Source organism: Microbacterium ureisolvens (assembly GCF_015278315.1).
GTDB classification, from domain to species: Bacteria; Actinomycetota; Actinomycetes; order Actinomycetales; family Microbacteriaceae; genus Microbacterium; species Microbacterium ureisolvens.
The window spans coordinates 438,422-464,868 of the sequence record NZ_JADIJE010000003.1 but is presented as its reverse complement, the minus strand read 5'-3'; the positions used below and the strand labels follow the sequence as shown (position 1 = coordinate 464,868).

Genomic DNA, 26,447 nt, shown 5'->3' with positions numbered 1-26,447 from the left:
TCAAAGCATAGATCAGAATCTATGCTTTACCGAAGCGGCATCTGCTCGAGCAGCTTCCGCACGCGGCCGTCGATGTCGTCCCGGATGCGCCGCACCCCGGCGATCGACTCGCCTGCGGGGTCGTCGATGTCCCAGTCGAGGTAGCGGCGGCCGGGATACACCGGGCAGGCGTCGCCGCACCCCATCGTGATCACGTAGTCGGCGGCACGGACGGCCTCATCGGTGAGCGGCTTCGGGAACTCCCCGCCGAGGGGAACACCGATCTCGTCGAGTGCCGCCACGATCGAGGCACGGACGTCGGCGGCGGGCTCCGAGCCGGCCGTGCGCACGATCACGCGGTCGCCGGCGAGCTGGCGGAGGATCGCCGCCGCCAGTTGCGAGCGCCCCGCGTTCTGCACGCAGACGAAGAGCACCTCCGGCACCTCGCGATGGTCGTCGTCCACGCGCAGCATGTCCGACAGCCGCTGCGCCGCGAACGCCGCCGTCCGCGATGTCAACAGAGAAGTGGATCCTCGCGCGGCGAGCAGGGCATGACTCTCATGCACATAGCGCTGCACCGTTTCGGGGCCGATCACCCCGCGGAACCGATCCCGCAGGTCGGCGATGACGCGGTCCAGATCGGGGCCCTGCCCGTCGTGTCGCGCGCCGCCGAGCAGCGCGGTGACGAGATCCGCATGGCCGGGGTCGAGGAAATACCAGACCCGCCGACCATCGGGCTCGCGATCGACCACACCCGCTTCGAGGAGTGCCCGCATGTGATGACTCACCGTGGGCTGGCGCAGGCCCAGCGCGTCGGCGAGACGGCCCACCAGCTCTCGACCGTCAGGGGCGTCGATGATCAGCCGCAGAATGCGGGCACGAGTGGGGTCGGCCACCACCGTCAGCGCGGAGGTATCCGCCGCTGTATCCATAGACGCCAGTCTATCTGCCGAGCCTTTCCCGCCACCGATGCCGACACCCGGCGTTGACTCCCGCACGCTTCTCCAAGATCGTCGTGGTGTGGCAGCCAGCAATGTGGAGCAGACGGACGTGCTCGTCGTCGGGGCGGGGCCGAGCGGGCTCATGGCCGCGCTGTGTCTGGCACGGCTCGGGGTGCGCGCAGTGGTCGTCGACGGCAAGGACGGGCCGACACGAGAATCGCGGGCCCTCGCGCTGCAGGCGCGATCGATGGAGCTGTACGCCCAGTTGGGCCTGGGTGAAGAGGTCGCAGCGCACGCGCAGCGGTCGCCGAAGATCGTTCCCGGCTACCGCGACAGGACTTTCTCCGCCGTGAGCTTCGCGGCGTTCGGGCGGACCCTGACGCCGTTTCCCGGCATCCACGTGCTCGAGCAGAGCAGGAACGAGCAGATCCTCGGACGAGCACTCGCCGACGCCGGCGGCGACGTGCGGTGGCGGCATCCGCTCTCCTCCATCGAGGTCGACGAGTCGGCGGCCTTCCCGGTGACGGCCGAGGTGAGGACGCCGCAGGGCTCGTCGAGCACGCTTCGCGCACGATGGTGCATCGCCGCCGACGGCGCGTCGTCGACCGTCCGCGAGCTGCTCGGCATCGACTTCGCGGGGACGACGAACCCGCGCCGCTTCTACGTCATCGACGCTGTCGGCACGAGCGGGCTTGCCCGGTCCGCGGTGAACCTGCGGTTCGCCCGCGACGACTTCCTCCTCACCTTCCCGATGGGCGACGACGGCCATGATCGCCTGCTCGGCGTGCGGGAGGGCGAGGACGCGGATCTCACGACCGCCGTGCGCGCGCGGTTGCAGCGGGAGTTCGGAGTGGGCTTCGACGACGCCGCGTGGTCGTCGAGCTATCGGGTGCATCATCGCCTCGCCGCGCGCTTCCGGTCCGGCCCCGTGTTCCTCGTCGGCGACGCGGCGCACGTGCACTCGCCGGTGGGTGCGCAGGGCATGAACACCGGCCTGCAGGACGCGCACAATCTGGCGTGCAAGCTCGCCGACGTGATCCGGCACGGCGCCGACCCGCGCACCCTCGACCGCTACGAGGCCGAACGACGGCCCGTCGCCTCGCGGCTGGTGAGGACGACGGATGCCGCGTTCCACCGGATCACGTCGTCCACACCGTTCGCGCGCTTCGTGCGGAGCCGCGTCGTCCCCGTCATCGCCCCTATCGCCGTGCGGATCGTGCCGCGCATCGTCGGCACCGGGCGCATCTACGGCTACCTCGCTCAGATCCGGATCCACTACTGGATGTCGGATGACGAGAGGCGCCGCGCGCGCGGCCGGCGGGACCGCGTCGTCGGGCGGCGGCTCTCATGGACCGGCGGCAACCATGCGCCGCTGCGGCGCTTCACCTGGCAGGTGCACTCGTACGGCCTTGCGCAGACGGATGCCGCGCAAGCGGTCGCGCGGGCGCTGGGCGCCGAGGGGACCGACTTCCCCGCCGATCCGTACGGGCGGCTGCGCTCGGATCGCCTCTACCTCGTACGGCCCGACGGATTCGTCGCCGCCGAGGCTGCGGCGCAGGATGCCGTGCAGGCGTTCGGGGCCCACGTGCCACGCTCACTCCGCGAGGGCTGACGGCTCCGCTCCGTGCACGACGGCGCTGCGGCGCTCGATCAGCAGGGTGTCGCGCCATGCTCCCGCGTGCGGACCGGTTCCCGACCGCGCGATCCGTTCGCGACGGCCCACCGTCCGGAACCCCGCCGCCTCGTGCAGTCGCATGCTCGCCGTGTTCTCGGGGAAGATGCTCGACTGGACCGTCCATACGCCGGCCTGCTCGGACGCCTCGATGAAGGCATCCAGCAGCGCGCGCCCGACGCCGCGCCCGCGCGCCGCCCGGTCGATGTACACCGAGTGCTCGACGACCCCGCGGTATGCCGGACGCGACGAGACCGCAGAGCCGGCTATCCAGCCGACAACCGCGTCACCGTCGGCCACGCCCACAAGCCGCAGCCCGGGGAGCTTGCCCGCCTCGAAGACCTCCCAGGTCGGCGTGGCGACCTCGAAGGTCGCCTCGCCGTCCTCGATGCCCTGCGCGTAGATGCTCTCGACAGCGGGCCAGTCCGCCGCCGTCATCTGCCGAACCGTGATCATGAGCAGCAGCTCGATGCGCCCGCGGCCGAGCCCGTCGAGCACACCCCGGTCGCCGGCAGGACGAGTTCGACGTCCGACGCCGACGCGACGTCGCCGGCGAGCCACGCGGTGACCGAGCGCACCTGCTCATACCCGGTGGCCAGGAGGAACGTCGGCGCGCGGCCGTAGGACTTCATGCCGACGACGAAGAATCCCTGCTCCGGATGCGTGAGCTCGCGGAAGCCGTGGGGCTCGACGGTGCCGCAGGAGTGCACGTTCGGGTCGATGAGAGGGGCGAGGCGCCGCGGCGCCTCGACGATCTCGTCGAGGTCGAGCCGGACCTCGCGGAGCATCGCCAGATCGGGGCGGAAGCCGGTCGCGTTGACGACGACGTCGGTGGAGTGCCTGACGACGTCACCGCGGCGATGCCCGACGAGCTCGACCCCCTCCCCCGCGCGCCGGGCGCGAATGATCTCGAAGCCGTCGAGCACCTCGATCCGGCCGTCGGCGACCGCCTGATCGACGCGACCGCCGAGCCGCGCGCGATCGGCCAGCTCGTCGTCCGCCGACGACGACACCCGAACCGCACGCGCGTTGCGGATCAGCCAGGTCACGCTCGTCCCGGGCTCCTCGTGCGCGAGGTCGGCCAGGGCGAGCAGCGTGTTGGCGGCGGAATGCCCCGCACCGACGACCGTCGTGTGGCGGCCCGCGAAGAGGTGGCGGTCGCGACCGAGGACGTCGGGAAGCGCCGGAGTGACGGCATCCGCGATGTCGGCCATTCCCAGGAGCTCCAGTCCGTCGGACGACAGCGAGTTGGGGGTGCGGTAGGTGCCCGATGCGTCGATCACCGCGCGCGCCGCCACATCCTCGACGTCGCCGTTCGCGCGGCGGATGCGGACGGTGAACGGGGTCGCGGCGCGGGAGCGTGTCCTCGTACGGTCCATGCCCTCCCGCGCGACCGCGATCACCTCGACACCCAGGTGCAGCCGCGACGCGATCTCCGGCAGCGCGGCCACCGGGGCGACGTACCGATCCACGAGCTCGGCTCCGGTCGGAGCCTGTTCCGGCGAGGGGATCTGCCAGCCTGTCTCAGCGAGGAGGCGACGGGATGCCGGGTCCACGAGGTGCTTCCATGGCGAGAAGAGCCGCGTGTGGCCCCACGCTCGCACGCTCGCCGCGGGCTCCTGACCGGCCTCGAACACGACGAAGTCGATGCCGCGCTCGACCAGATTCGCCGCGGCCGCAAGGCCGATCGGCCCCGCACCGATGATGGCGACCGGAAGGGTCGACACACGATCCGCGCTCGGCGTCCGTGGGGTCAGATCGAGCAGAGTCACAACAGCCTCCTGGAGATATCGACGAACTTCGATGCTCGATTGTGCGCAGATCTATCGACGACTGTCAATATCGACTACTGTCGATATATGACCACGATGCTCGACCTCACCGACGTCACCGCCGGCGCGTGCTGCGCACCCCTGGTGCGCGAGCCGCTCAGGGCGGACGAAGCCGAGCAGCTGGCCACCACGATGAAAGCGCTGGCAGACCCGACGCGCCTGCGCCTGCTGTCGATCGTGGCCGCCTCCGATAACGCCGAGGCCTGCGTGTGCGACCTCATCGAGCCGGTCGGTCTCAGCCAGCCCACCGTGTCGCACCATCTCAAGATCCTCACCCGGGCCGGCTTCCTCACCCGGAGCAAGCGGGGCACCTGGGCATACTTCGCGCTCGTCCCAGGCGCCTTGGACCGCGTCTCGCAGCTCCTCGTCGCGTCCTGAACCCACGCGTTCGCGATCAGCCCCCGGCCTCGCCGGTGACACCCGCAAGCCCTTTACGCCTCTTCGTCCGATTCCGCCAGGGGGTGCCCGCGCCGCCGGGGCTTTCCTAGCGTGGAATACGAGCGGCCAGCCCTGGCCGCCACCCGAAATCACCCTCGCAGGAAGACGAAGGAGGAGTCATGTCCTCATCCTGGGATGCGTGGGACTACCGCCAGTCGGTCGGCCGCGGACCGGGTTCGCGCGACCTCGTCGGCTACCACGTGCACGCCACCGACGGCGACATCGGCAAGATCGATGAGGCCAGCGACGAGGTGGGCGGCAGCCGCCTGGTCGTCGACACCGGACCGTGGATCTTCGGCCGGAAGGTGATCCTTCCCGCCGGGACCGTCCAGCGCGTCGACTACGACGACGAGAAGGTCTACGTCGACCTCACGAAGGACCAGATCAAGAACTCTCCGGAGTGGGACCAGACGACCGCCGGTACCGACGACGCGTATCGTGGCCGTCTCGACACCTACTACGGCGACTTCTACCGTTGATCCACCACGAGGGTGCCCGGTCATCGGCCGGGCGCCCTCGTCGTATCCGCGCCGCGGCAGGGTCCGCACATGTCGGGGACCGCTGCCTCCGCGGGCCGGTGCGCGATAGCGTGGCCTCGGGTCGCCGCTGTGATCGTTCGCGGCGGGGGAGGCGAAGGGATGCAGGTCTGCTACTGGACGCCCGGGAGGGGTGAACTGCTCCGCGAGGAGGTCGACCGCCTGCCGGTCGCTGGAGAGATCGTCTCGCGGCCCGCAGCCGGGGTGATCGGTCAGGTCGTCGAATGCACTCAAGGCGCCGCGGCTGACGGCACCGAAGAGATCCGCATCGAAGTCGCCCTCGCAGACGCGTAGCGACGCCGAGCGACCGCGTGCCGCTCACCCTGCGCTCAATGCCGGGTGGGTCGGTAGAGGAGCTCCTTCGTGCCGCCGTCGAGGGTGCGCTCGTCGACGAGTTCGAGGTCGAAATCCTCCGCTCCCGCGAAGACGGAGTCGGTGCCGGTCCGCCCCGAGATGACGGGGAAGATCGTCAGCTGGATGAGATCGACCAGCCCTGCGGCCATCAGCGAGCGGTTCATCGAGAGGCTTCCGTGCGAACGAAGAGGCACCGGCGAGGTCTCCTTCAGCCCCGCCACGACGTCGACGGCGTCGCCACGCGCGAGCGTCGCGTCGACCCAGTCCAGCGGGTCCGTCAGTGAGTTCGACACGACCGTCGTCGGCATCGACCTCATGCGGGTGTTCACCGGGTCGTCGACCTTCGGGCCTTCGGACGCTGAGCCCAGATACTGCACGAACTGCCGGAACGTGTTCGCGCCGAGCACCAGCCGCTGATCCTGCTCATATTGGGCGATGCGTCGCTCGAGGAACTGCGGACCCTGCTTGCCCCAATAGCCGCCCCAGTCCCCCTCCTCCGAGTAGGAGCCGAAGCCGTCGAGGGTGGCGAAGACGTCGAACGTGTAGGTGGCGCTCATGGTTCTCCTCTGTTGCTGTCGAGCCGATTCGGCACGTCGGATCGTGGTGGGCCGCTCACAGGATCGCCACCAGCGCGGACGCACCGGCGAGGAGTGACAACGCGCTGCGGACGGTGTTGGCCCGCCCCCAGATCCGCGAGAAGTCGGTCCACGTCACGCCATGACCCGACTCGCGCAGGAGCCGCTCGTTCCACGGGATGTTCACGGCGACACTGACGATGAAGGCCGCGAGCGTCGCGGCGATCGCGGCGATCGCCCAGCCCGCCGCGGCGCCGCCGCCGGTCATCACCAGCAGCACGCCCGCGACGACCGCGGCCAGGGGGGCTCCGAGGAACGACACCATGAAGATCGAGCGCGGCGCGCGCACGTTCATGTCCCGCATGACATCGGAGGCCGCGCCAGGGTCGCGGGCGCCAGCGAGCGCCGGCGTCACCATCGTCGTGAAGGCGAGGAACACACCCGTGTTCACGAAGCTGAACACCCCGAGGACGAGCATCGTGATGGCGAGGACGGTCATGCGGTGCTCCTGTCGGCTGTCGATCCGCTCACTTCGCGGTCGCTTCCGGCACGGTCGCCGGAAGCGGTGCGGCGGCGTGTCGACTCGGCTCGATCCCAGAACCCCCGCAGCCGCTCACCGATCCGCTCACGCTCCTGCATCGGCAGCGAGTGCGTGGCCTGCGGCCAGACCTCCACCTCGGCCGCGGGGATCCCCTCGCGAGCGCGCTCTGCGGCCTTCGCGCCGCCGGCGAGCGAACGGCGTTCGGCGATCGCGACATAGGTCGGCACGCGAAGGCTCGCGAGCTGATCGCGCGAGAGCGGACGCGGTGTGGGCAGTGCGCTCGTGAACGTCTGCGAGCCGACCGAGATGAGCGTGCCGATCGGGCTCGGCGTGCGAACCTCCGCGACCGAGACGCCGCCCAGCGCAGCGAGTGCGTGATCGCGCCACGAGCGAGGCACCGGCAGGGTCGCCAGAGCCGCCCATGCAAACGTCGACGCCGGGGGCCAGCGCAGCGTGAACGCGGGTTCGATCAGCGCCAGCGAGGCGAGCCGGCCCTGGTGGCGGACGGCGAGACTCGCCGCAGTCGCCCCGCCGAACGAGTGGCCCACCGCGTGGACGCGAGCGTGGCCCAGCCGCTCCAGCGTCTCGTCGAGCCACTGCGCCTGGTCTGCCATCGAGCCGATCGGCGACGTCTGCACCGACATCCCGATGTCGCCGAGCGCGTCGACCGCGACGAACGTCCGCCCGGACTCCAGCAGGCTCGGCAGATTCTCGGCCCACATGGGTGCGCCAGCGGACATGCCCGGCAGCAGCAGCACCGGTGACCGCGTGTCGTCCCCATGCCACGTGTACGCACAGACAGTCCCGAAGGCCGTCGAGACGTCCGTCGTCTCCGCGGGCGCCGGCAGGGCCGCCATCGCCTCGCCGTAGGCCGCGATGAACCGCCCGCGCGCCGCCTCTGAACGGAATCGGCCCAGCTTCATGCGTCACCTCGCTCGTCGTGGGAGTGCAATACGATCGTATTGTCGCTACGGTAGCAAACACGGAGGCGAGAAGGAATGGACAGGCGAACCGAGATCATCCTCGGGGTCTGGCGCGTGATCCTCGAGCGAGGCATCTCCGGCGTCTCCGTCCGCGCCGTCGCCGACGCCGCGAACGTGTCGGTGGGACTGGTGCAGCACTACTACCGCAGCAAGGATCTGCTGATCCGCGCCAGCGCCCACGCGATGGTGGCCGGCGCGGCGAACCGCTACGAGCGGGTCGCGACGCAGGACTCGGTCCGTCATCTCGTGACCCACGCGATTCCGACATCCGACCGCGAGCGACAGGGAGTCGTGATCTGGCACGCCTACCTCGCCGCGTGCGTCGCCGACCCCGAGCTGGCGCAGATCCTCCGCGACGCGAAGGCGGGGCAGGAGCGCGAGCTCGCCGACCGGCTCGCAGAGTCGATGCCGGCCGGGCGGGCGGCGATCGCCGCGCGCGCAGCCGTCGCGCTCGCCGACGGGCTGTCGGCGAGGGTGATCACGGGCGACCTCTCGGGCTCGGAGGCTGTGGCCGCGGCCCTCGCCGCGCTCGACGAACTGGCGGGAGACGCCGGCACCGGCGCCTCGAGCCCAGGCTGACCGCACCGAGGCCGCGCCTTCCGCGGCGGAGAACGCCGAGCCGAGGACTCCCGCGGTGAGCCGCTCAGGGCGGCCGTCGCGCGCGTCGCCGTCCGCCGCCCCAGTCGGCGATGGGCCCGCCGGCGGGGCCGTGTGCCCGCAGGTATGCCATGTGCACGCGCCAGCACGCGTCGCGCAGCGAGACCGCCCATCCGAGGACGTCCCCTCGCCAGACGGCTTTGTAGCGCAGCTCCGCGCCGTCGCTCACCCGGCGGAGCTCGATGCGGCCGTACTCGCTCCCGTCCGGCGCCACCATCCGCCACACCCCCGTAGGCCCTTCGACGGCGGCCATGATCGGGTGCCACTCGGCCATCGATCCATCCCGCTTCCTCCGGCCGAGGACACCAGGCTACGCCGCGGGCACCGACATCCGCTGCCGGCGTCTCGTGCGCCGACGCACTCAAGAAGCGAGCCCGCGCCGCAGCGCCGCGAGCCCGTAGTCGAACGCGGCGTCGATGTCGCCGCCGAGCCGGAAGGCCCCCGCCAGCTCCATCTGCAGGAAGCCGGTGGCCCAGGCCGTCACGAGACGCGCGGCGTCGAGGGCATGGGCCTCCCCCGTGAGCGCCCCGGCGCTCGCGACGATCGTGCCCCCGGCGCGCTCCAGCAGCTCCTGGGGCGCGGCCCCCGCGAACATCAGCCGGAAGCCTTCCGGCCGTTCGTGCGCGAACGCCCGGTAGGTGCGCACCAATGCTTCGAGGGAGCGATCGGATGCCTCGAGCCGGTGTGCCAGGTCGTCCACGGTCGCCGCGACCACCGCCGCGATGAGCGCGTCGCGATCTCGCACGCGCTTGTACAGCGACGGCGCGCGCACGCCGACCCGCTGGGCGACGGCCTGCATGGTCAGCCCGTTCGGACCGGACTCCTCGAGAAGATCGCGACCGGCGTCGACGATCGCGGCGTGCGAGGTGCGTTCGGGCGTCGGCATGGGGCATCCTTCCGATAGCTATTGACATTAGCCATCATAGCTACGTATCGTAGCCATGCCAATCCCCCACTCCGACCAAGGATCGCCATGAAGCTCGGACCTCATCTGCATCGCATCGGCAACGACATCGTCGCCGCCTACCTCGTCGTGACCGACGACGGGGTCACCGTCGTCGACGCGGGTCTGCCCGGCCACTGGAAGGATCTCGTACGCGAGCTCGAATCCATCGGCCTGACGCCGGCCGACGTGAAGGGGCTGGTGCTGACGCACGGCGACAGTGACCACATCGGGTTCGCGGAGCGGCTTCGGCGCGACCACGGCGTGCCGGTCTTCGTCCACGAGGCCGACGCCGAGCGCGCACGCACGGGCGCGAAGCCGAAGGTGTCGACCGGTCCGATGAAGCTCGGACCGACCTTCGGCTTCTTCGCCTACGCCCTGCGCAAGCGCGCCATCCCCACGACCTACGTCTCCGAGGTCTCCGAGGTGCGCGACGGCGACGTGCTCGATCTGCCCGGCGCCCCCGTGATCGTGGGGATGCCCGGCCACTCCCCCGGATCCATCGCGGTGCACGTCCCCATCGCCGACGCCGTGTTCGTCGGGGACGCGCTGACGACGCGGCACGTGCTCACCGGGCGGGCGGGCCTGCAGCCGGCGCCGTTCACGGATGATGCTGCCGAGGCCTCTGCGTCGCTCGAGCGCCTCGCGGGGCTGGCGGCGACCTGGGTGCTCCCGGGCCACGGCGCCCCGTGGCGCGGAGCGCCCGCCGACGTCGCGGCGGCCGTGCGGGAGGGCGCGGCCTGAGCCCACCCTCCGGCGCGGCGGCTGCTCACACGGGGCGAGCCGCGGCGAACAGGTTGGCCGGGTCGTACGTGAGCTTCAGCCGACGCAGCCGCGTCCAGGCATCGCCGAACGCCGCCGCGCGGTCCGCGCCCGGCGCGTCGATGAACGTGAGCGCGAGGGCGTCCACTCGCCACGGGTCGAACGCGGCGACGCCGGCGCGCACCGCTGCGTCGGCCGCAGCGGCCGCCTCGGGCACGGGCACCATCGCGAGCGAGTGCACCAGGTAGTCGCCCGCCACGGACGCGATGGCACCGCCGCCGACCGGCCGGCGGCCCGCCGCGCCGCCGATGTGGCGCAGCTCCTGCCCGAACAGGCCGGGGATCTGCGCCGCGGCGACGAAGGCGTCTACGGCCGCGGCGGGCAGCTCGCCGAGCATCGCGTGCCACGTGACCGACGGCGTGGGCTCGGGCGGATCCATGTGCACGCCGATCAGCGCGGGCGCCGGAATGCGGGTGAACGTGTCGACCTCGGGCCCGAGCGCGCGCAGCGGTTCCAGAAGAGCGGATGCCGCGGCATCCGTCTCTTCGATCGCCCCGTCGATCACGACCACAGAGCGCCCCGACAGGAAGGGCGGCAGCTGCGGCAGCGGCGGAAGATGGAGGATGCGCAGCGCCGTCGTCGCGGTCTCGGGCGCGGAGCGCGTCCACTCCGCCCACGCGTGCGACACCTCGGCCGCGCGGGTCGCATCCCACAGGAGCATGCCGGCGAAGATGTCGGCGATGGGCAGCAGGTCGATCTCGATCGCGACCACGACGCCGAAGGCGCCGGAGCCGCCGCGCAGCGCCCAGAAGAGATCGGGCTCCTCCTCCGCACTCGCACGGACGAGCGCACCGTCGGCGGTGACCACCTCGACGGCGCGCACCGCACCCACCCCCAGACCGTGGGCGCGGGCGTAGAACGACAGGCCGCCGCTCAGCGAGTACCCGACGACCGAGACGTCGCCGGCGCTGCCGTGCAGCGCGGTGAGCCCGTGCGGGGCTGCGGCCTCGAGCACGTCGTTCCACAGCGAGCCGCCGAGCACGCGCGCGGTGCGCGCCTCCGCGTCGACGACGACGCCGCGCATCGCCCTCAGCGAGACCAGGACGGTGTGCGAGAGGTCGGTGCCGCCGAGTGCGCCCGCGGCGTGGCCGGTCGACTGCGGAGCGATCCGCAGGCCGGCGAGGGTCGCAGCGCGCACGACGTCGACGACGTCCTGCGCCGTTTCGGGCAGGGCGACGGCGAACGGATGCTGCGCCACGGCGAGATTCCACGGCGTCCGGGCGTCGTCGAAGCCCGGGTCGCCCGGCAGCAGCACCCGCGCGCCGAGGGCGGCGCGCAGCTCGGCCGCGGCGGCGCCGGCAGCAGCCTGAGGCACATCGATCGCGAGGTCGTTGAGGGACATGGATCACCTTTCGCAGGACGGTTCGCGACGGACCGTCGGGGCCGACGCGTCGCGATGGCCGGCGCGTCCGGCGCGGGCCACCCCAGCAAAGAGCGACCGGCGGCCGCGCAGATACACGCGTCCGCGGAAAGGGCCTCAGGCCTCGAAGTCCTCGGGTTCGACGTCGTCGAGGAATCGCTTGAACTCGTCGAGGCGCTCGGTGGCGTCGGTCTCGGTGAGGACGTCGGGCACGCCGGCATCGGCGAGCACCTCGTCGGCCACCCACATCGACGCCCCCACCCTCGAGGCGAGGGCGACGGCGTCGGAGGGCCTGGCGTCGATCACGCGATCTCCGAGCGGCGTGGACAGCGTGATCTCGGCGTAGAACGTGCCCTCTTCGATGCGGGTGACGTCGACGCGCGTGGCTGACGCGTCCAGAGCGGTGAGCATCAGCCCCATGAGATCGTGCGCGAGCGGACGCGGCACCTCGGCGTTCTCGACGGCGACCAGGATCGAGGTCGCCTCGAGCTGGCCGATCCAGATCGGCAGCACGAGACCGTCGCCGGGGATCTGGTCGACGGGCTTGAGCAGCAGCACGTGCTGGCCGGAGGCGTCGAGCGCGACGCCGGCCACGCGGACCTGAACCATCTCGCCCCCTCTCCGCCCACCTTCGAGCCGTTCGCAGCACCCGTCGAGGTGCGCTTCTGCCATCGTAGGCACGCCCGGGCGGGGTCGGACAGGGGGTTCACACCCGCGCGATGAAGTCGCGCAGCAGCAGGTTCACCTTCACGGGGTCGCGCGCCTGCGGCAGATGCCCGGCGCCGTCGATGACGACCAGCTCTCCCCCGGTCAGATCGGCCACGATCGGGCCGCGCAGCGGGTTCTGACAGCGGTCGAGCGATCCCGTGATCACCAGCACGGGACACCTCACGGCCTCGCACACCGCCTTGGCCGTGTCGACCGCATTGGCGAGGTACGGCGGCGAGTCGTACTCGAGAATCATCGTCTCGGGTCCGGCACCGAGCGACCACTCGACGCAGTCCTCCCGCTGCTTCGTCGAGTGCGGCTCCGGGAACATCTCGCCGAAGAAGAACTCCGAGAACGCCCGCCAGTCCTCTCGCCAGAAGTGACGGTTCTGCATCTGCCAGCCCTGATACGACTCGCGCGGCTCATCGAAGTCGAACGCGATGCGATGCGGCAGCGGATCGGTCAGCAGCAGCCCGGGGTTGATCGCGCAGACGCCGCGCACGCGAGCGGGGGCCTCCGCCGCCATCATCAGAGCATGGCCCGCGCCGGTGCACACGCCGACGAGCACCGCCTCCTCGGCGCCCACGGCGTCGAGGACCGCCCACTCGTCGTCAAGAAGCAGCCGGTCCGAGAGTTGCTCCGGAGAATGCGGACGGCCGCTGCGGCCGTTGCCGCGCGGGTCGCTCACGATCACCCGGAACGAGCGGGAGAGGAACGGGATCTGCGCCTTCCAGGCCCGGCTGTGCACGATGACGTCCGGCATGAGCAGATACACGGTCGGCGAGCCGTCGCCGTAGACCTCGTAGTGGATGGCGATACCGTCGCGGTCGACGATGCCGTCAAGCGTCGGCTCCAGCGCTCGCATCAGATCAGCTCCCCCAGCAAGGCGGCTGCCCGCGCCGCTCCGTCGGTCTCGACCGGCCGATAGTCGGCCTGCTGCGATGCCGCGGCCACGAGTTCCCGCGCCAGGACGTCCGGATCACCGATCTCCGCGTACCGCAGACAGCGCCCGGCGCCGTAGCGGTCCAGGCGATGACGCACGTGGAAGTTCTGCTCGAAGTGGTTCTCGAGCGGCACATAGAGGAATGGACGGCGCGCCGCCGTGAGCTCCATGCACGTCGTGAGGCCGCCTTGGACGACAGCCACGTCGCACGCCGCCAAGGCCAGGTACAGGTCCGGCACGAAACCCCGAACCCGCGCACCGCTCCGGCGCGGCAGCGCGGCCGGATCGATGCGCGGTCCGGTCACGACGAGGAACCGCAGTGCCGGCAGCATCCGTCGCGCGAGCGGCACGGCATCCAACACCCGCCGAAGGAGTGCACCGCCCACGCCCGAGCCGCCGACGGTGACGATGCAGAGGACGTCGTCGGGGCCGAACCCCAGACGCCGTCGCGCGCGTTCCCTCTCCTCCTCGGTCGGCGGCGTGAAGCCGGTGACATAGCCCGCGAAGTCGTAGTTCGCCTGGGTCCACTCGCGGATCCGGGGCAGGCCCGGGCCGAAGTCGGCCTCGACGATGTCATCGGGGTTGCCGACGAAGATCGAACGGTCGCGGATGCGGCGATACCGCGCGCGCTGCTCGAGCATCTCGGCGTTGTAGTCGGCGGTGAGCGCTGCCTCGGCCTCCCCGCCGCCAGGCATCGGCAGCCATCCCACGAAGTCCGTCAGCCACGCGAATGCGAATCGCTTGAGCTCGGGATTCTCATGCAGGAAATAGTCGACGTCCCACGCCTCGTCGCCGATGACGAGGTCGTAGCAGGTCTCGTCGACGACGTCGTTGAACACCATGAAGTTGTTCACGAGGATCTCGTCCATGCGCCGGATCGCCTGAAAGGCGTGCAGGTCGTGGTCGGCGGCTTCGTCCTCGATGTGCGCGGACTCGTTCGCGAGGAGAGCGGATGCCGGGTGCACAGGTTCCCCGGCATCCGCCAGCACACGCGTGACCGGGTGCTGCGCCAGCCACTCGATCTGGAGGTCCGGGTGCAGCCGGCGCAGCTCCTGCGCGATCGCCACGTCGCGCCGCGCGTGGCCGAGCCCGATCGGCGACGAGAGGAAGAGCGCCTTGCGTGGACGGCGCTGGGCCCTCACCCAGGTGCGGCGGTCGCCCATGCCGGCACCTCCCTCATACTCCCAGCGCCAGTGTCCTCCTCCGCTTCCGTCTTCGTCAGGGCCGCACCTCGATCACCCGGTTGAAGGGCGTCTCGGCCACGGTGCGGAACCGGGTGAAGCCGGCCGCAGCCGTCACATCGCGGATCCGCGCAGGACCGGCTTGCGTGCCGAGCGCGAGGCCGACATCCTGCGACAGCGACGACGGCGTGCACAGCAGCGTGGAGAACCCGTAATAGGCGCGACCGACCGACGTGAAGTTGTCTTCGACGTGATCGCCGGCCATCGGCTCGACGATCATCCAGGTGCCGTCGTCGGCGATCGCCTCACGCACCCGCCGCGCGGCGCCCACCGGGTCCCCCATGTCGTGCAGGCAGTCGAACATGGCGACGAGGTCGTACCCCTGGCCGCCGAACTCCTGGGCCGAGGCCACCTCGAAGCGGACGTTCTCGACGCCGGCCTCCACCGCCCGGGTGCGCGCCGTCTCGATCGACTCGGGGTGATAGTCCGAACCGACGAATGTGGAGCCCGGAAACGCCTGCGCGAGAAGGATCGTGGAGGCTCCGTGGCCGCAGCCGACGTCGGCGACCAGTGCACCCTCCGCGAGCTTCTGCGAAACCCCCTCGAGCGCCGGGATCCACGAGTCGACGAGATTGGCGTGGTAGCTCGGCCGGAAGAACCGCTCGCATCCCACGTGCACGTCCGTGCCGTGCTGATGCCAGCCGTAGCCGGCGCCGCTGCGTGCGGCATCGACGATGTGCTGGGTGTCATGGATGGTCCCGAGCGCGATCTGGAAGAACCCGGGCAGGAACGCGGCGCTGTCGGGATCGGTCATGGCCAGCGCGTGCTCGGCCGGCAGCGTGTAGCGCTTGGTGGCGGGGTCGTAGTCGACGTAGCCTCCCGCGGCCTGGGCGTTCAGCCACTCCCGCGCGTACGGCTCGGCGGTCTGCGTCCGCTCGGCCAGCTGCGCCGGCGTGGTCGGACCATGCTGCGCGAGATCGCGGTAGTACCCGAGCTTGTCGCCCATGACGACGAGCGCAGCGTTGAGGGTCGCACCGACTTCATCGACGGCGCGGAAGACGAAGCTCATCAGCTTGTCGGTGTCGATCGTGGTCTGTGGGGCGGTGAGAGACATCGGAGGCTCCTTCAGTCACGTGATCCACGGCGGGCGCCGACGGATGCCTCGACGTTAGGAATGCGCCGGTCAGCAGCGCATCCGGGGACCCCCCTAGTCTTTTCGGCAGTCGTAGACTCGGGCCATGCTGGTGGGTCGGCAGGCCGAGCAGCACGTCATCGATCGGCTCGGGGCGGCCGCACGTCTGGGGACGAGCGGCGTGCTCGCGGTGCGCGGCGAGGCAGGCGTGGGCAAGACCGCCCTGCTCGAGGACGCCGTGTCGCGGCTGGAGGGGATGCGGGTGCTGCGCGCGACCGGGCTCGAGTCGGAGAAGGAAATCCCCTTCGGCACGCTGCTGCAGCTGCTGCGGCCCGCGCTGGGAGCCCTCGACGGCATCCCGGCGGTGCAGGCGGATGCGGTGGCAGCTGCGCTGGCGCTCCCCGGAGCGACAGCGCACGACGCGGGCCGTGACCGGTTCACGATCGGCGCGGCGGTGCTGAGCCTGATCTGCCGGTTCGCGGAGGACGGACCCGTCGCCGTGGTCGTAGACGATCTGCACTTCGCCGACGCACCCTCGTCGAACGCGCTCGTCTTCGCCGCGCGACGGCTCGCGGCCGATCCCGTGGTGGCGCTGCTGGGGGTGCGCAGCCCGGAAGGCGATGCGCTCGTCGACGGCCTTCCCTCGCTCGTGCTCGGCGGCGTGGATCTCGATGCCGCGCGAGCGATCCTGAGCAGCGTCGAGGGGGACAGCGTCTCCGAGGAGCACGTGCGCGTTCTGCATCGCACCACCGACGGCAACCCGCTCGCGATGCTGGAGCTGCGCGCGGCGGAGCTCGATGTGGTCGAGGCGCTGGAGACGGATCTGCCGCTGCGGGTGCCGCGGGCCGTCTCGGACGCGTTCGGACGCCGGCTGGCTGGGCTCGACACCGATTGCCGGGCGGCGCTCCTCGTCGCAGCCGTGTGCGGCGCCGATCTGCGCTTCATCTCCGACGCGTGCGACGCCTACGGGGTCGACGTGACGCAACTCGACGCCGCCGAGGACCTCGACCTCGTGACGGTGCGCGAAGGACGTGTCGGCTTCCGTCATCCGCTCGTTCGGGCCGCCGTCTACTCGGGCGCATCCTCGCAGGAGCGCCGCTCCGCCCACCGGGCGGCGGCGGCGGCCACGCCGCGCGGAGACGCCGATCGCCGGGCGTGGCACCTCTCAGAGGCGACAGCGCACCCCGACGCCGAGATCGCCGGACTGCTCGCCGGCGCGGGCGCCCGCGCCATGTCACGCGCCGCGTACGCGGTCGCCTCGGGCGCCTTCGAACGGGCCGCCCGGCTCACGCCGGATACGGGCGCGGCAGCTGCACGCCTGCTGCAGGCTGCCGACGCCGCCTGGGAGGCCGGCGACGGGGAGCGTGCGGTCAGTCTTCTGAATCGCCGGCTGCGCGATGCCGGAACGCCGGCCGCGGACACCGACGAGGCGGACGCGGCCCGCGACGTCGAGTTGCGCGCCTCGGTCGCCGCGCGCACGGGATCGCTGCGCGATGCACTGGACATCCTGATGCGGGCAGCGCAGCGGGACTCGTCGGCGGATGCCGCCACGATCGCGCTGGCCGACGCGGTGCATGCCACCTATTACCTCGGTGACGCGCGCACAGCCTCGGTGCTCGCCGACCGGATCGAGAGGCTCGGTCCACGAGTGCGGACCACGAGGGCGCGCGCTCTCGGGCTCATGGCGTCGGGCATGGCGAAGACGCTCGCGGGGCGCGGCGGGGCCGATGAGATCCGTGCCGCCGTCCCCCTCCTGGAGGCCGACCCCGATCTGAGCCGGGATCCGAGGCGACTGTCGTGGCTGATGCTCGCGCCGCTGTACCTGCGCGACGCCACGAGCGGCGCGCGACTGCGCGAGCTCGTCGACGAGGTCCGTGGGAGCGCGAGCATCGGGGCGCTGCCGGCGCTGCTGTTCCACGTGGCGGTCGACCAGGCCACGACTGCGGCCTCATGGGTGCGTGCCGAGGCGAGCTTCACCGAGGCGATCCGCCTCGCCGCCGACACCGGCCAGACCACCGAGCGGGCGATGTCGCTCGCGGGGCTCGCCCGGCTGGACTCGCGCGCCGGACGCACCGAGGCCTGCCGTACGCACGCCGAGGCGGCGCGGGCGCAGTGCGCGGCCCGCGACATCCACATCGGCGAGGCCTGGGTCGGGCACGCTCTGGGAGACCTCGAGCTCTCACTCGGGCGGCCCGCGAACGCCGTCGACCTCTTCGGCCGTCTGATCGCGCTGCTCGATCGGCTCGGGCTCGACGACGTCGACCTGTCGCCGGCACCCGAGCACAGCGACGCGCTCATGCGCATCGGCCGCCGCGACGAGGCGATGGCCGCCGCCCACGCCTATCGCGAACGTGCGATCGCCAAGGGACAGCCGTGGGCGCGCGCCCGCGCGGAACGGGCGATGGGGATCGTCCTGCCTGGCGACGAGTGCGACGAGTGGTTCCGGTCGGCTCTCGATTGGCACGAGCGGACGCTCGACCGCTTCGAGAAGGCACGCACAAGGCTGGCCTACGGCGAGCGCCTGCGCCGGGCCGGGCGCCGCGTCGACGCACGTGAGCAGCTGCGGGCGGCACTGGACGACTTCACCGAGCTCGGCGCGTCGGTCTGGCGCGATCGTGCAGCGGCCGAGCTCACTGCCACCGGCGAGCATGTGCGCCCCTCCGCGGGCAGCGTGGTGTCGGACCTGACCCCGCAGGAGCTTCAGGTCAGCCTGCTCCTCGCAGAGGGCCGTACCACGCGAGAGACCGCAGCCGCGCTGTTCCTCAGCCCGAAAACCGTCGAGTACCACCTCCGCAAGGTGTACACGAAGCTCGGCATCGGCTCGCGTACGGAGCTTGCCGCAGCGCTCGCGGGCGGCGCGGCGGCTCTCTGACCGCGCTGTCCGCCCGCCGCTCAGCGCGGCGGAATGCCGGTGATCGCCGAGAGGCCGTCGTTCACCGGGTAGCTGCGCGCGTCGATGTCGGTGACGCCATAGCCGTTCAGCCGCTCGGTGTGGAACGCGAGATACCGGTCGGCGTCCGCCTTCGTCTCGAAGAGGTAGGCTCCGCCGGCGATCCCGGTGCCGGGATCCTCGGTCCACACCTTGAAGACGAGACCCTGCTCGCCCGCGATGTCGCGGGCGAGGTCGCCGAACGCGGCGACGGCCTCGTCGCCGTACGGACCGGGCGAGGGGAATTCGAAGACCAGCAGGTGCGACATGACTCGTCCTTTCGTCGGTGCTTCGAGGCAACCGCGTCGCCGCCGGTTCTCTTCCCGGATGACGTTCGGAAACGGCCGGCGCAGCTCTCGAGAGAGTTCATGCACCGGAATGGATGCCGCGCGCGTACCGTTGCACACGACATGCAGCGCTTCGGAACCCTCTCGTTCGGACACTACGGACCGCTCGGCGGCGGGCGACAGCTCACCGCCGCCGACTCGATGCTGCAGGCCATCGACCTGGCCCAGGGCATGGACGAACTCGGCGTCGACGGTGCGTACTTCCGCGTGCACCACTTCGCCCGCCAGCAGTCCTCGCCGATGCCTCTGCTCGCGGCCATCGCCGCGCGCACGCAGCGCATCGAGGTGGGCACCGGCGTCATCGACATGCGCTACGAGAACCCGCTCTACCTCGCCGAGGAGGCAGCATCCGTCGATCTCCTCTCGGGTGGGAGGCTCGCGCTCGGCGTCAGCCGCGGCTCACCCGAGACGGTCGTGCGCGGCTACGAGGCGTTCGGCTACACCGGGTCCGACGACCCCCGCGGCGCCGACCTCGCTCGCGAGCACTTCGACCTGTTCCTGCGGGCGATCGAGGGCGAAGGCCTCGCGGAGCGGGATGCCTCGTCCCCGTTCGGCACGGGGGCCACGGGGCTGCAGCGCATCGAACCGCACTCCCCCGGCCTGCGCTCGCGCGTGTGGTGGGGCGCCGGCAACCGCGACAGCGCGGAATGGGCAGGCCGCGTCGGCGTCAACCTGATGTCGTCGACGCTTCTGACGGAAGCCGACGGCACGCCCTTCGACCTGCTGCAGGCGCAGCAGATCGACGCCTTCCGCGCCGCCTGGCGCGACGCCGGCCACGCCGGCGAACCGCGCGTGTCGGTGAGCCGGTCGATCTTCCCCATCACCACCGCCGAGGAGCAGATGTACTTCGGCGGACGCCAGCACGGCGACCAGATCGGAGTGATCGACGGCATGCGATCGACGTTTGGCAAGACCTACGCGGCCGAGCCCGATGTCCTCGTCGAGCAGCTCCGCGAGGATGCCGCCATCGCCTCCGCCGACACGCTGATGCTCACGATCCCGAGCCAGCTCGGCGTCGAGTTCAACCTGCGCGTGGTCGAGTCCTTTGCGAAGCACGTCGCGCCGGCACTCGGCTGGCAGTCGACGCGCGCCTGAGGCGGGCCGCAGGCGCCCTCCTCTGCACGAGCATGCTCTTGACCGGCCGGTCAGTCAGGAATACCGTTCGAATCGACCCCCGATCGGGAGCCATCGCAGTTCGGAAGGAGGAGATCCGAATGAAGAAGTGGACGCGCTGGGAGGACTGGGTCGCAGTGGGAGTCGGGCTCGTCGCGGCGGTGTCGGCACTGCTGATGCCGGCGATGGGCGCCTCGATGCCCTGGATGCTGACCCTCGGAATCCTGCTGATCGCCGCAGGAGTGGTCAACCTTGCGATGCCGGGGCTGGTGGCCATGGAATACGTTCAGCTCGCGCTCGGCGCGCTGCTGTTCGTCGCTCCGTGGCTCGGCGGCTACGCGGACATGCAGTCCGCCGCCGCCTGGATCAGCTGGATCGGCGGGGCCGTCGCGGTCATCGTGGCCGCACTCGCCATCCGCCCGGCCATGCAGATGCACGACCGCGCCCTGCCGCACTGACGTGCGCACCGCGACGGGGGCGCCGGTGGCACCCGACGCCCCCGCCGATCGCCTCTGGAGTTGACATGGTGCGCAGCCGCGAGAGCCGGACCGTGATCCTGGATGCCGCGGAGCGACTCTTCGCCGAGCGCGGGTTCGACGCGACGCCGACCGGCGCCATCGCCGAGGTGGCCGGTGTCCCGAAGGGCCTGCTCTTCTACTACTTCCCGAGCAAGACCGATCTCCTGCGCGCGCTCGTGCGCGAGCGTCTGGACCTGGACCCCATCGACACGTCCGCGCTCATCGCGAGCGGCGATCCCGCCAGATCGCTCCTGAACGTCACCAGCAGGCTCCGCGAGATGCAGGACGGTTCCGCCGTGCGCCGCGTCATCGTGTGGCGCGAGCACGGCACCGATCCTGAGGTGCGCGACCGCCTGCACGACTATCGCAGGCAGCTGCAGAGCGTGATCGAGCGGGTGCTCCGCGCGAGCGTGCTGCACCCCATCGCGGCCAGACGAGTGCGCACCGCCGCGGCCGCGTGGGTCGCGATCATCACGACCCCGGTGCCGCCCGATCCACGCGACGACGAGGTCGCAGCGCCGGCGGATGACTCGGACGCGTCGGCGGAGCTCCCCGATCTGCCGGCGCTGGCGGACCTCATCTCGGCCGGCTTGCGAGCACCCGCTTGAGCGCCGTCCCCACGGTCAGTCGAGCACCTCGACACCGGTGATGCGCAGCTCCTCCACGTCCAGGCGCGTCTGTATCTGAGTCACCACGGCATCGTCGACCGCGCCCTCGCGGCGGAGCCGGTAGAGCACCTCGCGCTTGCGGTCGAGCACGGCGATGCGCAGCCTCGAGTACTCCTCGTCACGCTCGCGGGGCGAGGGCATCGGCGCCGGTGCTTCGAGCACCGCGGTGGCGGTCGCAGGCGACTCGGTCGCGGCATCCGTCGCCTCGATCAGCTGGTCGAGATCCGCGATCTGACGGTCGACCTCAGCCTGCTCGCGGGCCTGGATCCTCTCGTTGTTGCGCTCGAGGTACTCGTAGTAGTCGCGGGTGAGACGGTCGCGGATCTCCTCGCTGATGCCGTGGTCGCGCGCCAGCTCCTTGACCGCGGTGAGGGCGGCGCCGGTGATCGCCCGCTCTGCCAGCTCGAGCTCCTGCTGCATGGCCAGGTCGTCCGGGAAGCGGGCCCACCGCACGATCGCCGGCAGCAGCGGGCCCTGCACCAGGAGGGTGAGAAGGATGACGCCCGCGGTGACGAAGACGATCTCATCGCGGCCGGGCATCGCGGCGCCCGAGGTCATGGTGAGCGGCACCGAGAGGGCGATCGCGAGCGAGACGGCGCCGCGGAACCCCGCGAACGCGCTCACGATGCGCGCCCGATACGTCGTGCGCCGCAGTCGCTGCGACGGCCTCCGGTCGAGCATCCGGATGATCATGACCGCGGTGGTCTGGAAGACGAAGCGCGTCACCAGCAGGACGCCCCACGCCGCGACCGTGACGAGAAGCAGCCAGCCGATCTCGCGCGCCGGGATCTCGTGGGCGATCGCCTGCACCTCGAACCCGACCAGCACGAACAGCGAGCCGTTGAGGAGGAACGAGCCCAGCGGCCACGTCCACGCCGCCTGGCGGCGCGACGCGGCGGTGCTGATCCGCGGGCTGATGTACGCGATGATGAGGCCGGCCACGACGACCGCCAGCACGCCCGAGGCGTGGATGAGCTCGGCGAGGAGGAAGGCGGTGAACGGCACCAGCAGGAGCGCGATGTTCAGGTGCAGCGTGTTGCGCAGCCGCCGCATCACGACATAGGCGATGCCCGCCACGACCAGGCCGGCGGCTGCCCCGCCGAGGTACGACGTGAGGACGAGACCCGTGATGTCGAGCGGGGTGTACTGTCCGCCGACGGCGACTCCCACCGCGACGCCGTAGATGACGAGCGCTGTGCCGTCGTTCGTGAGGCTCTCGGCCTTGAGATTCATGAAGTTGCGGCGCGGCAGCAGGCGCCCGAGCGCCGCGACGGCCGTCGCGTCGGTGGGCGCCACGGCGGCACCCAGGATCAGTGCGGCGTCCCAGGGCAGCCCGAGTGCGTAGGCGACGCCCGCCACCGCGAACGCGCTGGCCACGACGAGCAGAGTGCTCATCAGCACGATGCCCCGGAAGTCGCGGCGGATGGATCGCAGCGACGTCGTCATGCTCTCCCAGAAGAGCAGCACCGGCAGGAACAGCAGCAGCACGGTCTCGGGCGGCAGTTCGATCTGGCGTACCTCGGGGATGAAGCCGAGCGCGAGACCGGCCACCACCAGCAGCAGCGGTACGGCCACGCGCAGCCTCGGCGCGAGGATCGCACCGGTGAGCACGGTGATCCCGAGCAGGACGGTGACCTCGAGTCCATTCATGCGGGCTCCCTTCGGTGCAATGATCCTCCAACCGCACAGGCCGTGACGGGATTCCCGGATGACGTCGCGACGTCGAGGCGACGCGAGCGACGGCGGCCGAGTGGGCGTGACGCGAGATAGAGTGGCCGGACCGGTCTCGCCGCCGGAGAGCGCACATTTGTCGGAGGGGGCAACTTGGGCGAGCTTCTCACGCTCGCGTCGCGCGAGGTCGGCGACGTCGAGGAGACCTGGCGGCAGTTCGTGCCGTCCGCGGCGCTGCAGCGCGTGGACCCGCGGACGTTCGCGTTCACGTGGAAGTCCGCCGCGATTCCCGGGTTCTCGATCGTGAACTACGGGCTGTCCGCGTCGGTGCAATCGGCGGTCGAGCCGGAAGGTCAGCTGATGGCGTGCCGCGTGGCGTCGCGAGGCGCGTGGGTGGGCACTCCGCGTGGCGACCTCAACGCGGGCATGCCGTGGGTCGCTCTGGACGGTCCCACGAAGGCGCGGTGGCAGCGGCACGCCGATGTGCGCGCACTGATCTTCGATCGGGTGCTCGCAGAGGAGGACGCCCGACGTCTCACCGGCGACGACCGGTTCGTGCTGCGCTCGCCCGCGCTGAGCTCCTCGCCGGTGCATCGCGACCTCGCGGCTCACTGGGAGCGTGTCTTCCAGCACCTGGCGGCTTCGCTGCTGGTCCCCGGTCCCGAGTCGGCCATGATCGAGGCCGAGCTGCGGCGTCACGCGCTGCACACGACGCTCGCGACGTTCTCGCCGGCGTTCGGCGATGCGCTCGAGCGCACCGCCCAGCGCCGAGCGGCTCCGCGCAGCGTGCGGCGGGCGATCGCGTACATCGAGGCGCACGCCCACGAGCCGATCACGGTGGACGACGTCGCCGAGGCCGCCGACATCTCCACGCGCGGCCTGCAATACGCGTTCCGCCGCGCCCTCGACCAGACTCCGACGGAGTATCTGCGGCGGCAGAGGCTCGCCGGTGCGCACGCGGAGATGGAGCAGGGCACCCGATCGGGCGTGGCAGACATCGCCCATCGTTGGGGCTTCTCGAGCGCCTCGCGCTTCGCCCGGCACTATCGCGAGGCCTACGGTCGCACCCCCCGCCAGACGCTGCGCGGAGGCTGAGCCTCCCTTCGTTTCCCGTGCGGCGCTTTCGCGTCCGAGTCTGTGCCCGTCGGTGCCCGACGGCGCTGACGGAGAGTCTCCTTGTCCGGTGAATGACGGCCGGGCGAGGAGAGACACGTGGGCAAGTTCATCTACGAGGGCGGCATCCGCACGGACTTCGACGACCGGGTGCTGTCGCACCTCCAGGTCGCCATCGGCACGAAGCTCCGACGCAATGAGCCGTTCTTCTTCACCTGGCACGGGGATGTCAGCACCGGGGGCGGACGCACGACCGTCTGGTCCATGCGGGGGCGAGCCTGGTGTTCAGCTATTTCGGCGGCCGCCCGGCGCGCATCAACCGCACCTGGCTCGAGGCGCTGATGCGGACGGCCAACTCACCGGGTGGTCTGCAGGTGGTCAGCGAGCCGCCCGACGAGGGCGAGACCGAGACACTGGGCTGAGATCCCTCGGGCTTCCCTCAGTCGGGGAATCGGTCCGGGTAGACTCCGGCGCAGCGGAGGCGATGGAGGCGAAGCGGATGGACAGCACGGACCTGGCCGACCTGATCGACGATCTGATGGCGAAGGCGCGCGAGGCGTCGAGCGGCCGAGCGGCCCGGACGATCCGCGGCGGGCACGAACACGCGCTGCGAGAGACCGTCATCGCCCTGCAGGCCGGCCACGAGCTCGCCGAGCACGAGAGCCCTCACGAAGCCACGCTGCAGGTGCTGCGAGGACGCGTGCGCCTCGTCGCCGGCGCGGAATCCTGGGACGGGGCATCCGGAGACCATCTCACCGTGCCACCCCAGCGTCACAGCCTCGAGGCGCTCGAGGACGCGGTGGTGCTGCTGACGGTGTCCAACCGCGTGCCCTGAGCGGATCGGGCGCTGCCGCGATTCACGCGGGGAGCGTCGCGGCGAGCGCGGCGAGCGCTCCCCCGGTCAGGCGCTGGGTGGTCCACTCCTCCATGGGAGCAGCGCCGATCGCGCGGTAGAAGCCGATCGCCGGCTCGTTCCAATCCAGGACGGTCCACTCGAACCGGGAGTAATCCCGCGCCACGCACACCGCCGCAAGCGAGGCGAGCAGGGCTCTGCCGTAGCCGAAGGCGCGGTGCGCGTCGTCGACGAAGAGGTCCTCGAGCCAGATGCCGTGCCGGCCGGTCCAGGTCGAATACGTCACGAACCAGATCGCGATGCCGACGATCTCGCCGTCCTTCTCGACCAGGTGCGCGAAGGCCTTCGCGTCGCCGGCGAAGAGTGTCGCCTGGAGCGCCTCGACGGTGTTCTCCACCGCGTCGGGCTCCCGCTCGTATACCGCGAGGCCCTGGATGCACCGGAGGATGCCCGGCTCGTCGCCGGGTCGTGCTTCACGAAGAGTCGCGCCATCGGCGAGCGTGCGAGCAATCACGGGTTCGAGCGTACCCAGAACAGCCCGGCCGCCTTCACTGCACGCCGGTGACCGAGACCCCCAGCCACTCCGCGAGATCGCCGATCTCCGCGCGCACCGCCTCGGTCTCCTCCGGGTCGAAGGGAAGGAACTCGTGGATCGCGTCGACCCGCAGCACCTCGCGCTCACGGTCGACCTCGGCATCGAGCATCCCGATGAAGCGGTCGCCCATCAGGATCGGGTGCGCGAAGAAGCCGTAGCGGCGCTGCGCCTTGGGCTTGAACTGCTCGAGCACGTACGTGAAGTCGAACAGCTCTGTGAGGCGCCGGCGGTCGAAGAGCAGGCTGTCGTACGGGTTCAGGAAGGCCACGCGCCCGCCGGCGTCCTCGTCGAGCGACGCCAGGGCTTCGGGATCGACGCGGTACTTCACCGTGCTCCCCTCGACGACCGCAGGCTCGCCGGTGTCCTTGCCCACGCCGCTCCACCAGCGGTGCGGTCGAGCGATACCCGCCGCCTGAAGCCGGCGCTGCTCCAGGAGGCGCTCCGCCTCGTCCTCGTCGTACGCCGGCAGGTCCTGCGGATACACGCGCTCGGCGAGATCCCAGCGGCGGTGACGGCCCTCGCGCCCGACGATCGCCACCTCGCCCTGCCTGCGGAGGAACTCGAGCATGTGGGGCACCTGGTTCGATCCCGACCAGCCGTCGGGCGCCTGGCTCACCTGCGCCGTGTCGGGGATGTCGCTCGCCAGCAGCGGCCCCTCGGCGCGCAGCCGCGCCAGCACATCCGTCCGGAATCGCGCGTTCGCCTCGAGCCACTGCCGGCTGCTCTCGCGCTGCGGCCACCGCCGCATGCCGGGCAGCAGGAGCGGCAGCAGGCTCATCGGGCGGAAGGTGCCGTCGAATTCGAACAGCAGGCGGTCATCCTCGACGACCTTGCGCAGCTGCCCGGGCTCGTACGACCACCCGATCCGCGACCACAGCACGGTGTGCTCGCACGGCGCGATCGTCGCGGTGGGATCGATCTTGATGTACCCCAGCTGCTCGGCGACCTCGACGACATCGCCCGGGCGGTCGGCGTCGAGCAGCTGGGCACGCACCACCAGGCGCCGCGCCTGGTCGCGGCTGAGCTGGTGCGGGGTCATGGGA

General features: G+C 71.1%; 29 protein-coding genes and 1 pseudogene. 13 read left to right on the top strand and 17 right to left on the bottom strand.

Features of this window, described 5'->3' with window-relative positions; all coding sequences use genetic code 11:
- Positions 1-26: 26 nt before the first annotated feature.
- Positions 27-1,013: a metalloregulator ArsR/SmtB family transcription factor gene (locus IM767_RS07205; protein WP_239453449.1), complete on the bottom strand. Its 987-nt coding sequence runs from the start codon at positions 1,011-1,013 to the stop codon at positions 27-29.
- On the opposite strand from IM767_RS07205, the gene IM767_RS07200 reads away from it, so the two are divergent.
- Positions 1,000-2,532: an FAD-dependent oxidoreductase gene (locus IM767_RS07200; protein WP_239453450.1), complete on the top strand. Its 1,533-nt coding sequence runs from the start codon at positions 1,000-1,002 to the stop codon at positions 2,530-2,532. The two genes, IM767_RS07205 and IM767_RS07200, sit on opposite strands and share 14 nt — an antisense overlap.
- On the opposite strand, the gene IM767_RS07195 is transcribed toward IM767_RS07200, so the two are convergent.
- Complete coding sequence (locus tag IM767_RS07195) at positions 2,515-3,048, bottom strand: GNAT family N-acetyltransferase (protein ID WP_109211722.1); 534 nt, start codon at positions 3,046-3,048, stop codon at positions 2,515-2,517. The genes IM767_RS07200 and IM767_RS07195 overlap by 18 nt on opposite strands.
- Positions 3,045-4,364 carry an FAD-dependent oxidoreductase gene (locus tag IM767_RS07190; protein ID WP_109211640.1) on the bottom strand — a complete coding sequence of 440 codons (1,320 nt, stop codon included), beginning with the start codon at positions 4,362-4,364 and terminating at the stop codon, positions 3,045-3,047. Before IM767_RS07190 ends, IM767_RS07195 begins: the two co-directional genes overlap by 4 nt.
- Positions 4,365-4,451: 87 nt before the next feature.
- On the opposite strand from IM767_RS07190, the gene IM767_RS07185 reads away from it, so the two are divergent.
- From IM767_RS07185 to IM767_RS07175, 3 genes are all read left to right on the top strand, one after another.
- Positions 4,452-4,802 (top strand): ArsR/SmtB family transcription factor, encoded by a 351-nt coding sequence (locus IM767_RS07185; RefSeq protein WP_109211641.1) that lies wholly within the window; start codon positions 4,452-4,454, stop codon positions 4,800-4,802.
- A 179-nt stretch (positions 4,803-4,981) separates the two neighbouring features.
- Positions 4,982-5,341 carry a PRC-barrel domain-containing protein gene (locus IM767_RS07180; protein WP_109211642.1) on the top strand — a complete coding sequence of 120 codons (360 nt, stop codon included), beginning with the start codon at positions 4,982-4,984 and terminating at the stop codon, positions 5,339-5,341.
- A gap of 159 nt (positions 5,342-5,500) precedes the next feature.
- Positions 5,501-5,692 carry a hypothetical protein gene (locus tag IM767_RS07175; protein ID WP_109211643.1) on the top strand — a complete coding sequence of 64 codons (192 nt, stop codon included), beginning with the start codon at positions 5,501-5,503 and terminating at the stop codon, positions 5,690-5,692.
- A 35-nt stretch (positions 5,693-5,727) separates the two neighbouring features.
- On the opposite strand, the gene IM767_RS07170 is transcribed toward IM767_RS07175, so the two are convergent.
- The 3 genes from IM767_RS07170 to IM767_RS07160 are packed head-to-tail and all read right to left on the bottom strand — an operon-like array spanning position 5,728 to position 7,791.
- Complete coding sequence (locus IM767_RS07170) at positions 5,728-6,309, bottom strand: dihydrofolate reductase family protein (protein WP_109211644.1); 582 nt, start codon at positions 6,307-6,309, stop codon at positions 5,728-5,730.
- A gap of 55 nt (positions 6,310-6,364) precedes the next feature.
- Entirely contained in the window at positions 6,365-6,826 is a 462-nt protein-coding gene (locus IM767_RS07165; RefSeq protein WP_109211645.1) for an anthrone oxygenase family protein, read from the bottom strand.
- Positions 6,823-7,791, bottom strand: a complete 969-nt coding sequence (locus IM767_RS07160; RefSeq protein ID WP_109211646.1) for an alpha/beta fold hydrolase — start codon at positions 7,789-7,791, stop codon at positions 6,823-6,825. Before IM767_RS07160 ends, IM767_RS07165 begins: the two co-directional genes overlap by 4 nt.
- 75 nt (positions 7,792-7,866) lie before the next feature.
- Here IM767_RS07160 and IM767_RS07155 point away from each other — a divergent pair, with 75 nt between their 5' ends.
- On the top strand, positions 7,867-8,430 hold the full coding sequence (locus IM767_RS07155) for a TetR/AcrR family transcriptional regulator (protein ID WP_109211647.1): 564 nt from the start codon (positions 7,867-7,869) through the stop codon (positions 8,428-8,430).
- Positions 8,431-8,494: 64 nt separating this feature from the next.
- Here the strand turns inward: IM767_RS07155 and IM767_RS07150 are convergent, their stop codons facing one another.
- On the bottom strand, positions 8,495-8,782 hold the full coding sequence (locus IM767_RS07150) for a hypothetical protein (protein ID WP_109211648.1): 288 nt from the start codon (positions 8,780-8,782) through the stop codon (positions 8,495-8,497).
- 87 nt (positions 8,783-8,869) lie between these two features.
- Positions 8,870-9,394, bottom strand: a complete 525-nt coding sequence (locus IM767_RS07145) for a TetR/AcrR family transcriptional regulator (RefSeq protein WP_109211649.1) — start codon at positions 9,392-9,394, stop codon at positions 8,870-8,872.
- 87 nt (positions 9,395-9,481) lie between these two features.
- On the opposite strand from IM767_RS07145, the gene IM767_RS07140 reads away from it, so the two are divergent.
- Entirely contained in the window at positions 9,482-10,195 is a 714-nt protein-coding gene (locus IM767_RS07140; RefSeq protein ID WP_109211650.1) for an MBL fold metallo-hydrolase, read from the top strand.
- Positions 10,196-10,220: 25 nt separating this feature from the next.
- Here the strand turns inward: IM767_RS07140 and IM767_RS07135 are convergent, their stop codons facing one another.
- The 5 genes from IM767_RS07135 to IM767_RS07115 all read right to left on the bottom strand — a co-directional run bounded on the left by IM767_RS07135 (position 10,221) and on the right by IM767_RS07115 (position 15,579).
- Positions 10,221-11,615 (bottom strand): FAD-binding oxidoreductase, encoded by a 1,395-nt coding sequence (locus IM767_RS07135; protein WP_109211651.1) that lies wholly within the window; start codon positions 11,613-11,615, stop codon positions 10,221-10,223.
- Positions 11,616-11,750: 135 nt separating this feature from the next.
- Positions 11,751-12,242: a bifunctional nuclease family protein gene (locus IM767_RS07130; protein WP_109211652.1), complete on the bottom strand. Its 492-nt coding sequence runs from the start codon at positions 12,240-12,242 to the stop codon at positions 11,751-11,753.
- Positions 12,243-12,339: 97 nt separating this feature from the next.
- Positions 12,340-13,206 carry an alpha/beta fold hydrolase gene (locus IM767_RS07125; RefSeq protein ID WP_109211653.1) on the bottom strand — a complete coding sequence of 289 codons (867 nt, stop codon included), beginning with the start codon at positions 13,204-13,206 and terminating at the stop codon, positions 12,340-12,342.
- On the bottom strand, positions 13,206-14,447 hold the full coding sequence (locus IM767_RS07120) for a glycosyltransferase (protein ID WP_109211654.1): 1,242 nt from the start codon (positions 14,445-14,447) through the stop codon (positions 13,206-13,208). The genes IM767_RS07125 and IM767_RS07120 overlap by 1 nt, the downstream gene beginning before the upstream one ends.
- 55 nt (positions 14,448-14,502) lie before the next feature.
- Entirely contained in the window at positions 14,503-15,579 is a 1,077-nt protein-coding gene (locus IM767_RS07115) for a class I SAM-dependent methyltransferase (RefSeq protein ID WP_109211655.1), read from the bottom strand.
- Between the two features lie 124 nt (positions 15,580-15,703).
- On the opposite strand from IM767_RS07115, the gene IM767_RS07110 reads away from it, so the two are divergent.
- On the top strand, positions 15,704-18,469 hold the full coding sequence (locus IM767_RS07110; protein ID WP_109211656.1) for a LuxR family transcriptional regulator: 2,766 nt from the start codon (positions 15,704-15,706) through the stop codon (positions 18,467-18,469).
- A 20-nt stretch (positions 18,470-18,489) separates the two neighbouring features.
- On the opposite strand, the gene IM767_RS07105 is transcribed toward IM767_RS07110, so the two are convergent.
- A complete protein-coding gene (locus IM767_RS07105) occupies positions 18,490-18,795 on the bottom strand; it encodes a YdhR family protein (RefSeq protein ID WP_109211657.1) in 306 nt (101 codons plus the stop codon).
- Between the two features lie 141 nt (positions 18,796-18,936).
- Between IM767_RS07105 and IM767_RS07100 the strand changes: the two genes are divergently transcribed.
- From IM767_RS07100 to IM767_RS07090, 3 genes are all read left to right on the top strand, one after another.
- Positions 18,937-19,968 carry an LLM class flavin-dependent oxidoreductase gene (locus IM767_RS07100; protein ID WP_109211658.1) on the top strand — a complete coding sequence of 344 codons (1,032 nt, stop codon included), beginning with the start codon at positions 18,937-18,939 and terminating at the stop codon, positions 19,966-19,968.
- A gap of 119 nt (positions 19,969-20,087) precedes the next feature.
- Positions 20,088-20,444, top strand: coding sequence for an SPW repeat domain-containing protein (locus IM767_RS07095; protein WP_109211659.1), 357 nt, complete (start codon positions 20,088-20,090; stop codon positions 20,442-20,444).
- A 65-nt stretch (positions 20,445-20,509) separates the two neighbouring features.
- Positions 20,510-21,112: a TetR/AcrR family transcriptional regulator gene (locus tag IM767_RS07090; RefSeq protein WP_109211660.1), complete on the top strand. Its 603-nt coding sequence runs from the start codon at positions 20,510-20,512 to the stop codon at positions 21,110-21,112.
- Positions 21,113-21,127: 15 nt separating this feature from the next.
- Here the strand turns inward: IM767_RS07090 and IM767_RS07085 are convergent, their stop codons facing one another.
- Positions 21,128-22,822 carry a Na+/H+ antiporter gene (locus tag IM767_RS07085; RefSeq protein WP_109211661.1) on the bottom strand — a complete coding sequence of 565 codons (1,695 nt, stop codon included), beginning with the start codon at positions 22,820-22,822 and terminating at the stop codon, positions 21,128-21,130.
- A 174-nt stretch (positions 22,823-22,996) separates the two neighbouring features.
- Here IM767_RS07085 and IM767_RS07080 point away from each other — a divergent pair, with 174 nt between their 5' ends.
- The 3 genes and pseudogenes from IM767_RS07080 (at position 22,997) to IM767_RS07070 (ending at position 24,791) form a co-directional block, all read left to right on the top strand.
- Positions 22,997-23,938, top strand: coding sequence for an AraC family transcriptional regulator (locus tag IM767_RS07080; protein ID WP_109211662.1), 942 nt, complete (start codon positions 22,997-22,999; stop codon positions 23,936-23,938).
- Positions 23,939-24,055: 117 nt separating this feature from the next.
- A pseudogene (locus tag IM767_RS07075) lies at positions 24,056-24,378 on the top strand (DUF7882 family protein).
- 77 nt (positions 24,379-24,455) lie between these two features.
- Positions 24,456-24,791, top strand: a complete 336-nt coding sequence (locus tag IM767_RS07070; RefSeq protein ID WP_109211723.1) for a cupin domain-containing protein — start codon at positions 24,456-24,458, stop codon at positions 24,789-24,791.
- A gap of 22 nt (positions 24,792-24,813) precedes the next feature.
- Here the strand turns inward: IM767_RS07070 and IM767_RS07065 are convergent, their stop codons facing one another.
- Positions 24,814-25,320: a GNAT family N-acetyltransferase gene (locus IM767_RS07065; RefSeq protein ID WP_204161317.1), complete on the bottom strand. Its 507-nt coding sequence runs from the start codon at positions 25,318-25,320 to the stop codon at positions 24,814-24,816.
- 37 nt (positions 25,321-25,357) lie between these two features.
- Positions 25,358-26,443 carry a DNA glycosylase AlkZ-like family protein gene (locus tag IM767_RS07060; RefSeq protein ID WP_109211664.1) on the bottom strand — a complete coding sequence of 362 codons (1,086 nt, stop codon included), beginning with the start codon at positions 26,441-26,443 and terminating at the stop codon, positions 25,358-25,360.
- Positions 26,444-26,447 lie beyond the last annotated feature (4 nt).

Coding starts and splice junctions, on each gene's coding strand:
- IM767_RS07185 (WP_109211641.1), top strand. CDS start 4,452: ATGACCACGATGCTCGACCTCACCGACGTCACCGCCGGCGCGTGCTGC.
- IM767_RS07115 (WP_109211655.1), bottom strand. CDS start 15,579: ATGTCTCTCACCGCCCCACAGACCACGATCGACACCGACAAGCTGATG.
- IM767_RS07140 (WP_109211650.1), top strand. CDS start 9,482: ATGAAGCTCGGACCTCATCTGCATCGCATCGGCAACGACATCGTCGCC.
- IM767_RS07070 (WP_109211723.1), top strand. CDS start 24,456: ATGGACAGCACGGACCTGGCCGACCTGATCGACGATCTGATGGCGAAG.
- IM767_RS07150 (WP_109211648.1), bottom strand. CDS start 8,782: ATGGCCGAGTGGCACCCGATCATGGCCGCCGTCGAAGGGCCTACGGGG.
- IM767_RS07160 (WP_109211646.1), bottom strand. CDS start 7,791: ATGAAGCTGGGCCGATTCCGTTCAGAGGCGGCGCGCGGGCGGTTCATC.
- IM767_RS07175 (WP_109211643.1), top strand. CDS start 5,501: ATGCAGGTCTGCTACTGGACGCCCGGGAGGGGTGAACTGCTCCGCGAG.
- IM767_RS07060 (WP_109211664.1), bottom strand. CDS start 26,443: ATGACCCCGCACCAGCTCAGCCGCGACCAGGCGCGGCGCCTGGTGGTG.
- IM767_RS07135 (WP_109211651.1), bottom strand. CDS start 11,615: ATGTCCCTCAACGACCTCGCGATCGATGTGCCTCAGGCTGCTGCCGGC.
- IM767_RS07155 (WP_109211647.1), top strand. CDS start 7,867: ATGGACAGGCGAACCGAGATCATCCTCGGGGTCTGGCGCGTGATCCTC.
- IM767_RS07120 (WP_109211654.1), bottom strand. CDS start 14,447: ATGGGCGACCGCCGCACCTGGGTGAGGGCCCAGCGCCGTCCACGCAAG.
- IM767_RS07110 (WP_109211656.1), top strand. CDS start 15,704: ATGCTGGTGGGTCGGCAGGCCGAGCAGCACGTCATCGATCGGCTCGGG.
- IM767_RS07100 (WP_109211658.1), top strand. CDS start 18,937: ATGCAGCGCTTCGGAACCCTCTCGTTCGGACACTACGGACCGCTCGGC.
- IM767_RS07170 (WP_109211644.1), bottom strand. CDS start 6,309: ATGAGCGCCACCTACACGTTCGACGTCTTCGCCACCCTCGACGGCTTC.
- IM767_RS07125 (WP_109211653.1), bottom strand. CDS start 13,206: ATGCGAGCGCTGGAGCCGACGCTTGACGGCATCGTCGACCGCGACGGT.
- IM767_RS07195 (WP_109211722.1), bottom strand. CDS start 3,048: ATGATCACGGTTCGGCAGATGACGGCGGCGGACTGGCCCGCTGTCGAG.
- IM767_RS07165 (WP_109211645.1), bottom strand. CDS start 6,826: ATGACCGTCCTCGCCATCACGATGCTCGTCCTCGGGGTGTTCAGCTTC.
- IM767_RS07130 (WP_109211652.1), bottom strand. CDS start 12,242: ATGGTTCAGGTCCGCGTGGCCGGCGTCGCGCTCGACGCCTCCGGCCAG.
- IM767_RS07095 (WP_109211659.1), top strand. CDS start 20,088: ATGAAGAAGTGGACGCGCTGGGAGGACTGGGTCGCAGTGGGAGTCGGG.
- IM767_RS07090 (WP_109211660.1), top strand. CDS start 20,510: ATGGTGCGCAGCCGCGAGAGCCGGACCGTGATCCTGGATGCCGCGGAG.
- IM767_RS07145 (WP_109211649.1), bottom strand. CDS start 9,394: ATGCCGACGCCCGAACGCACCTCGCACGCCGCGATCGTCGACGCCGGT.
- IM767_RS07180 (WP_109211642.1), top strand. CDS start 4,982: ATGTCCTCATCCTGGGATGCGTGGGACTACCGCCAGTCGGTCGGCCGC.
- IM767_RS07105 (WP_109211657.1), bottom strand. CDS start 18,795: ATGTCGCACCTGCTGGTCTTCGAATTCCCCTCGCCCGGTCCGTACGGC.
- IM767_RS07085 (WP_109211661.1), bottom strand. CDS start 22,822: ATGAATGGACTCGAGGTCACCGTCCTGCTCGGGATCACCGTGCTCACC.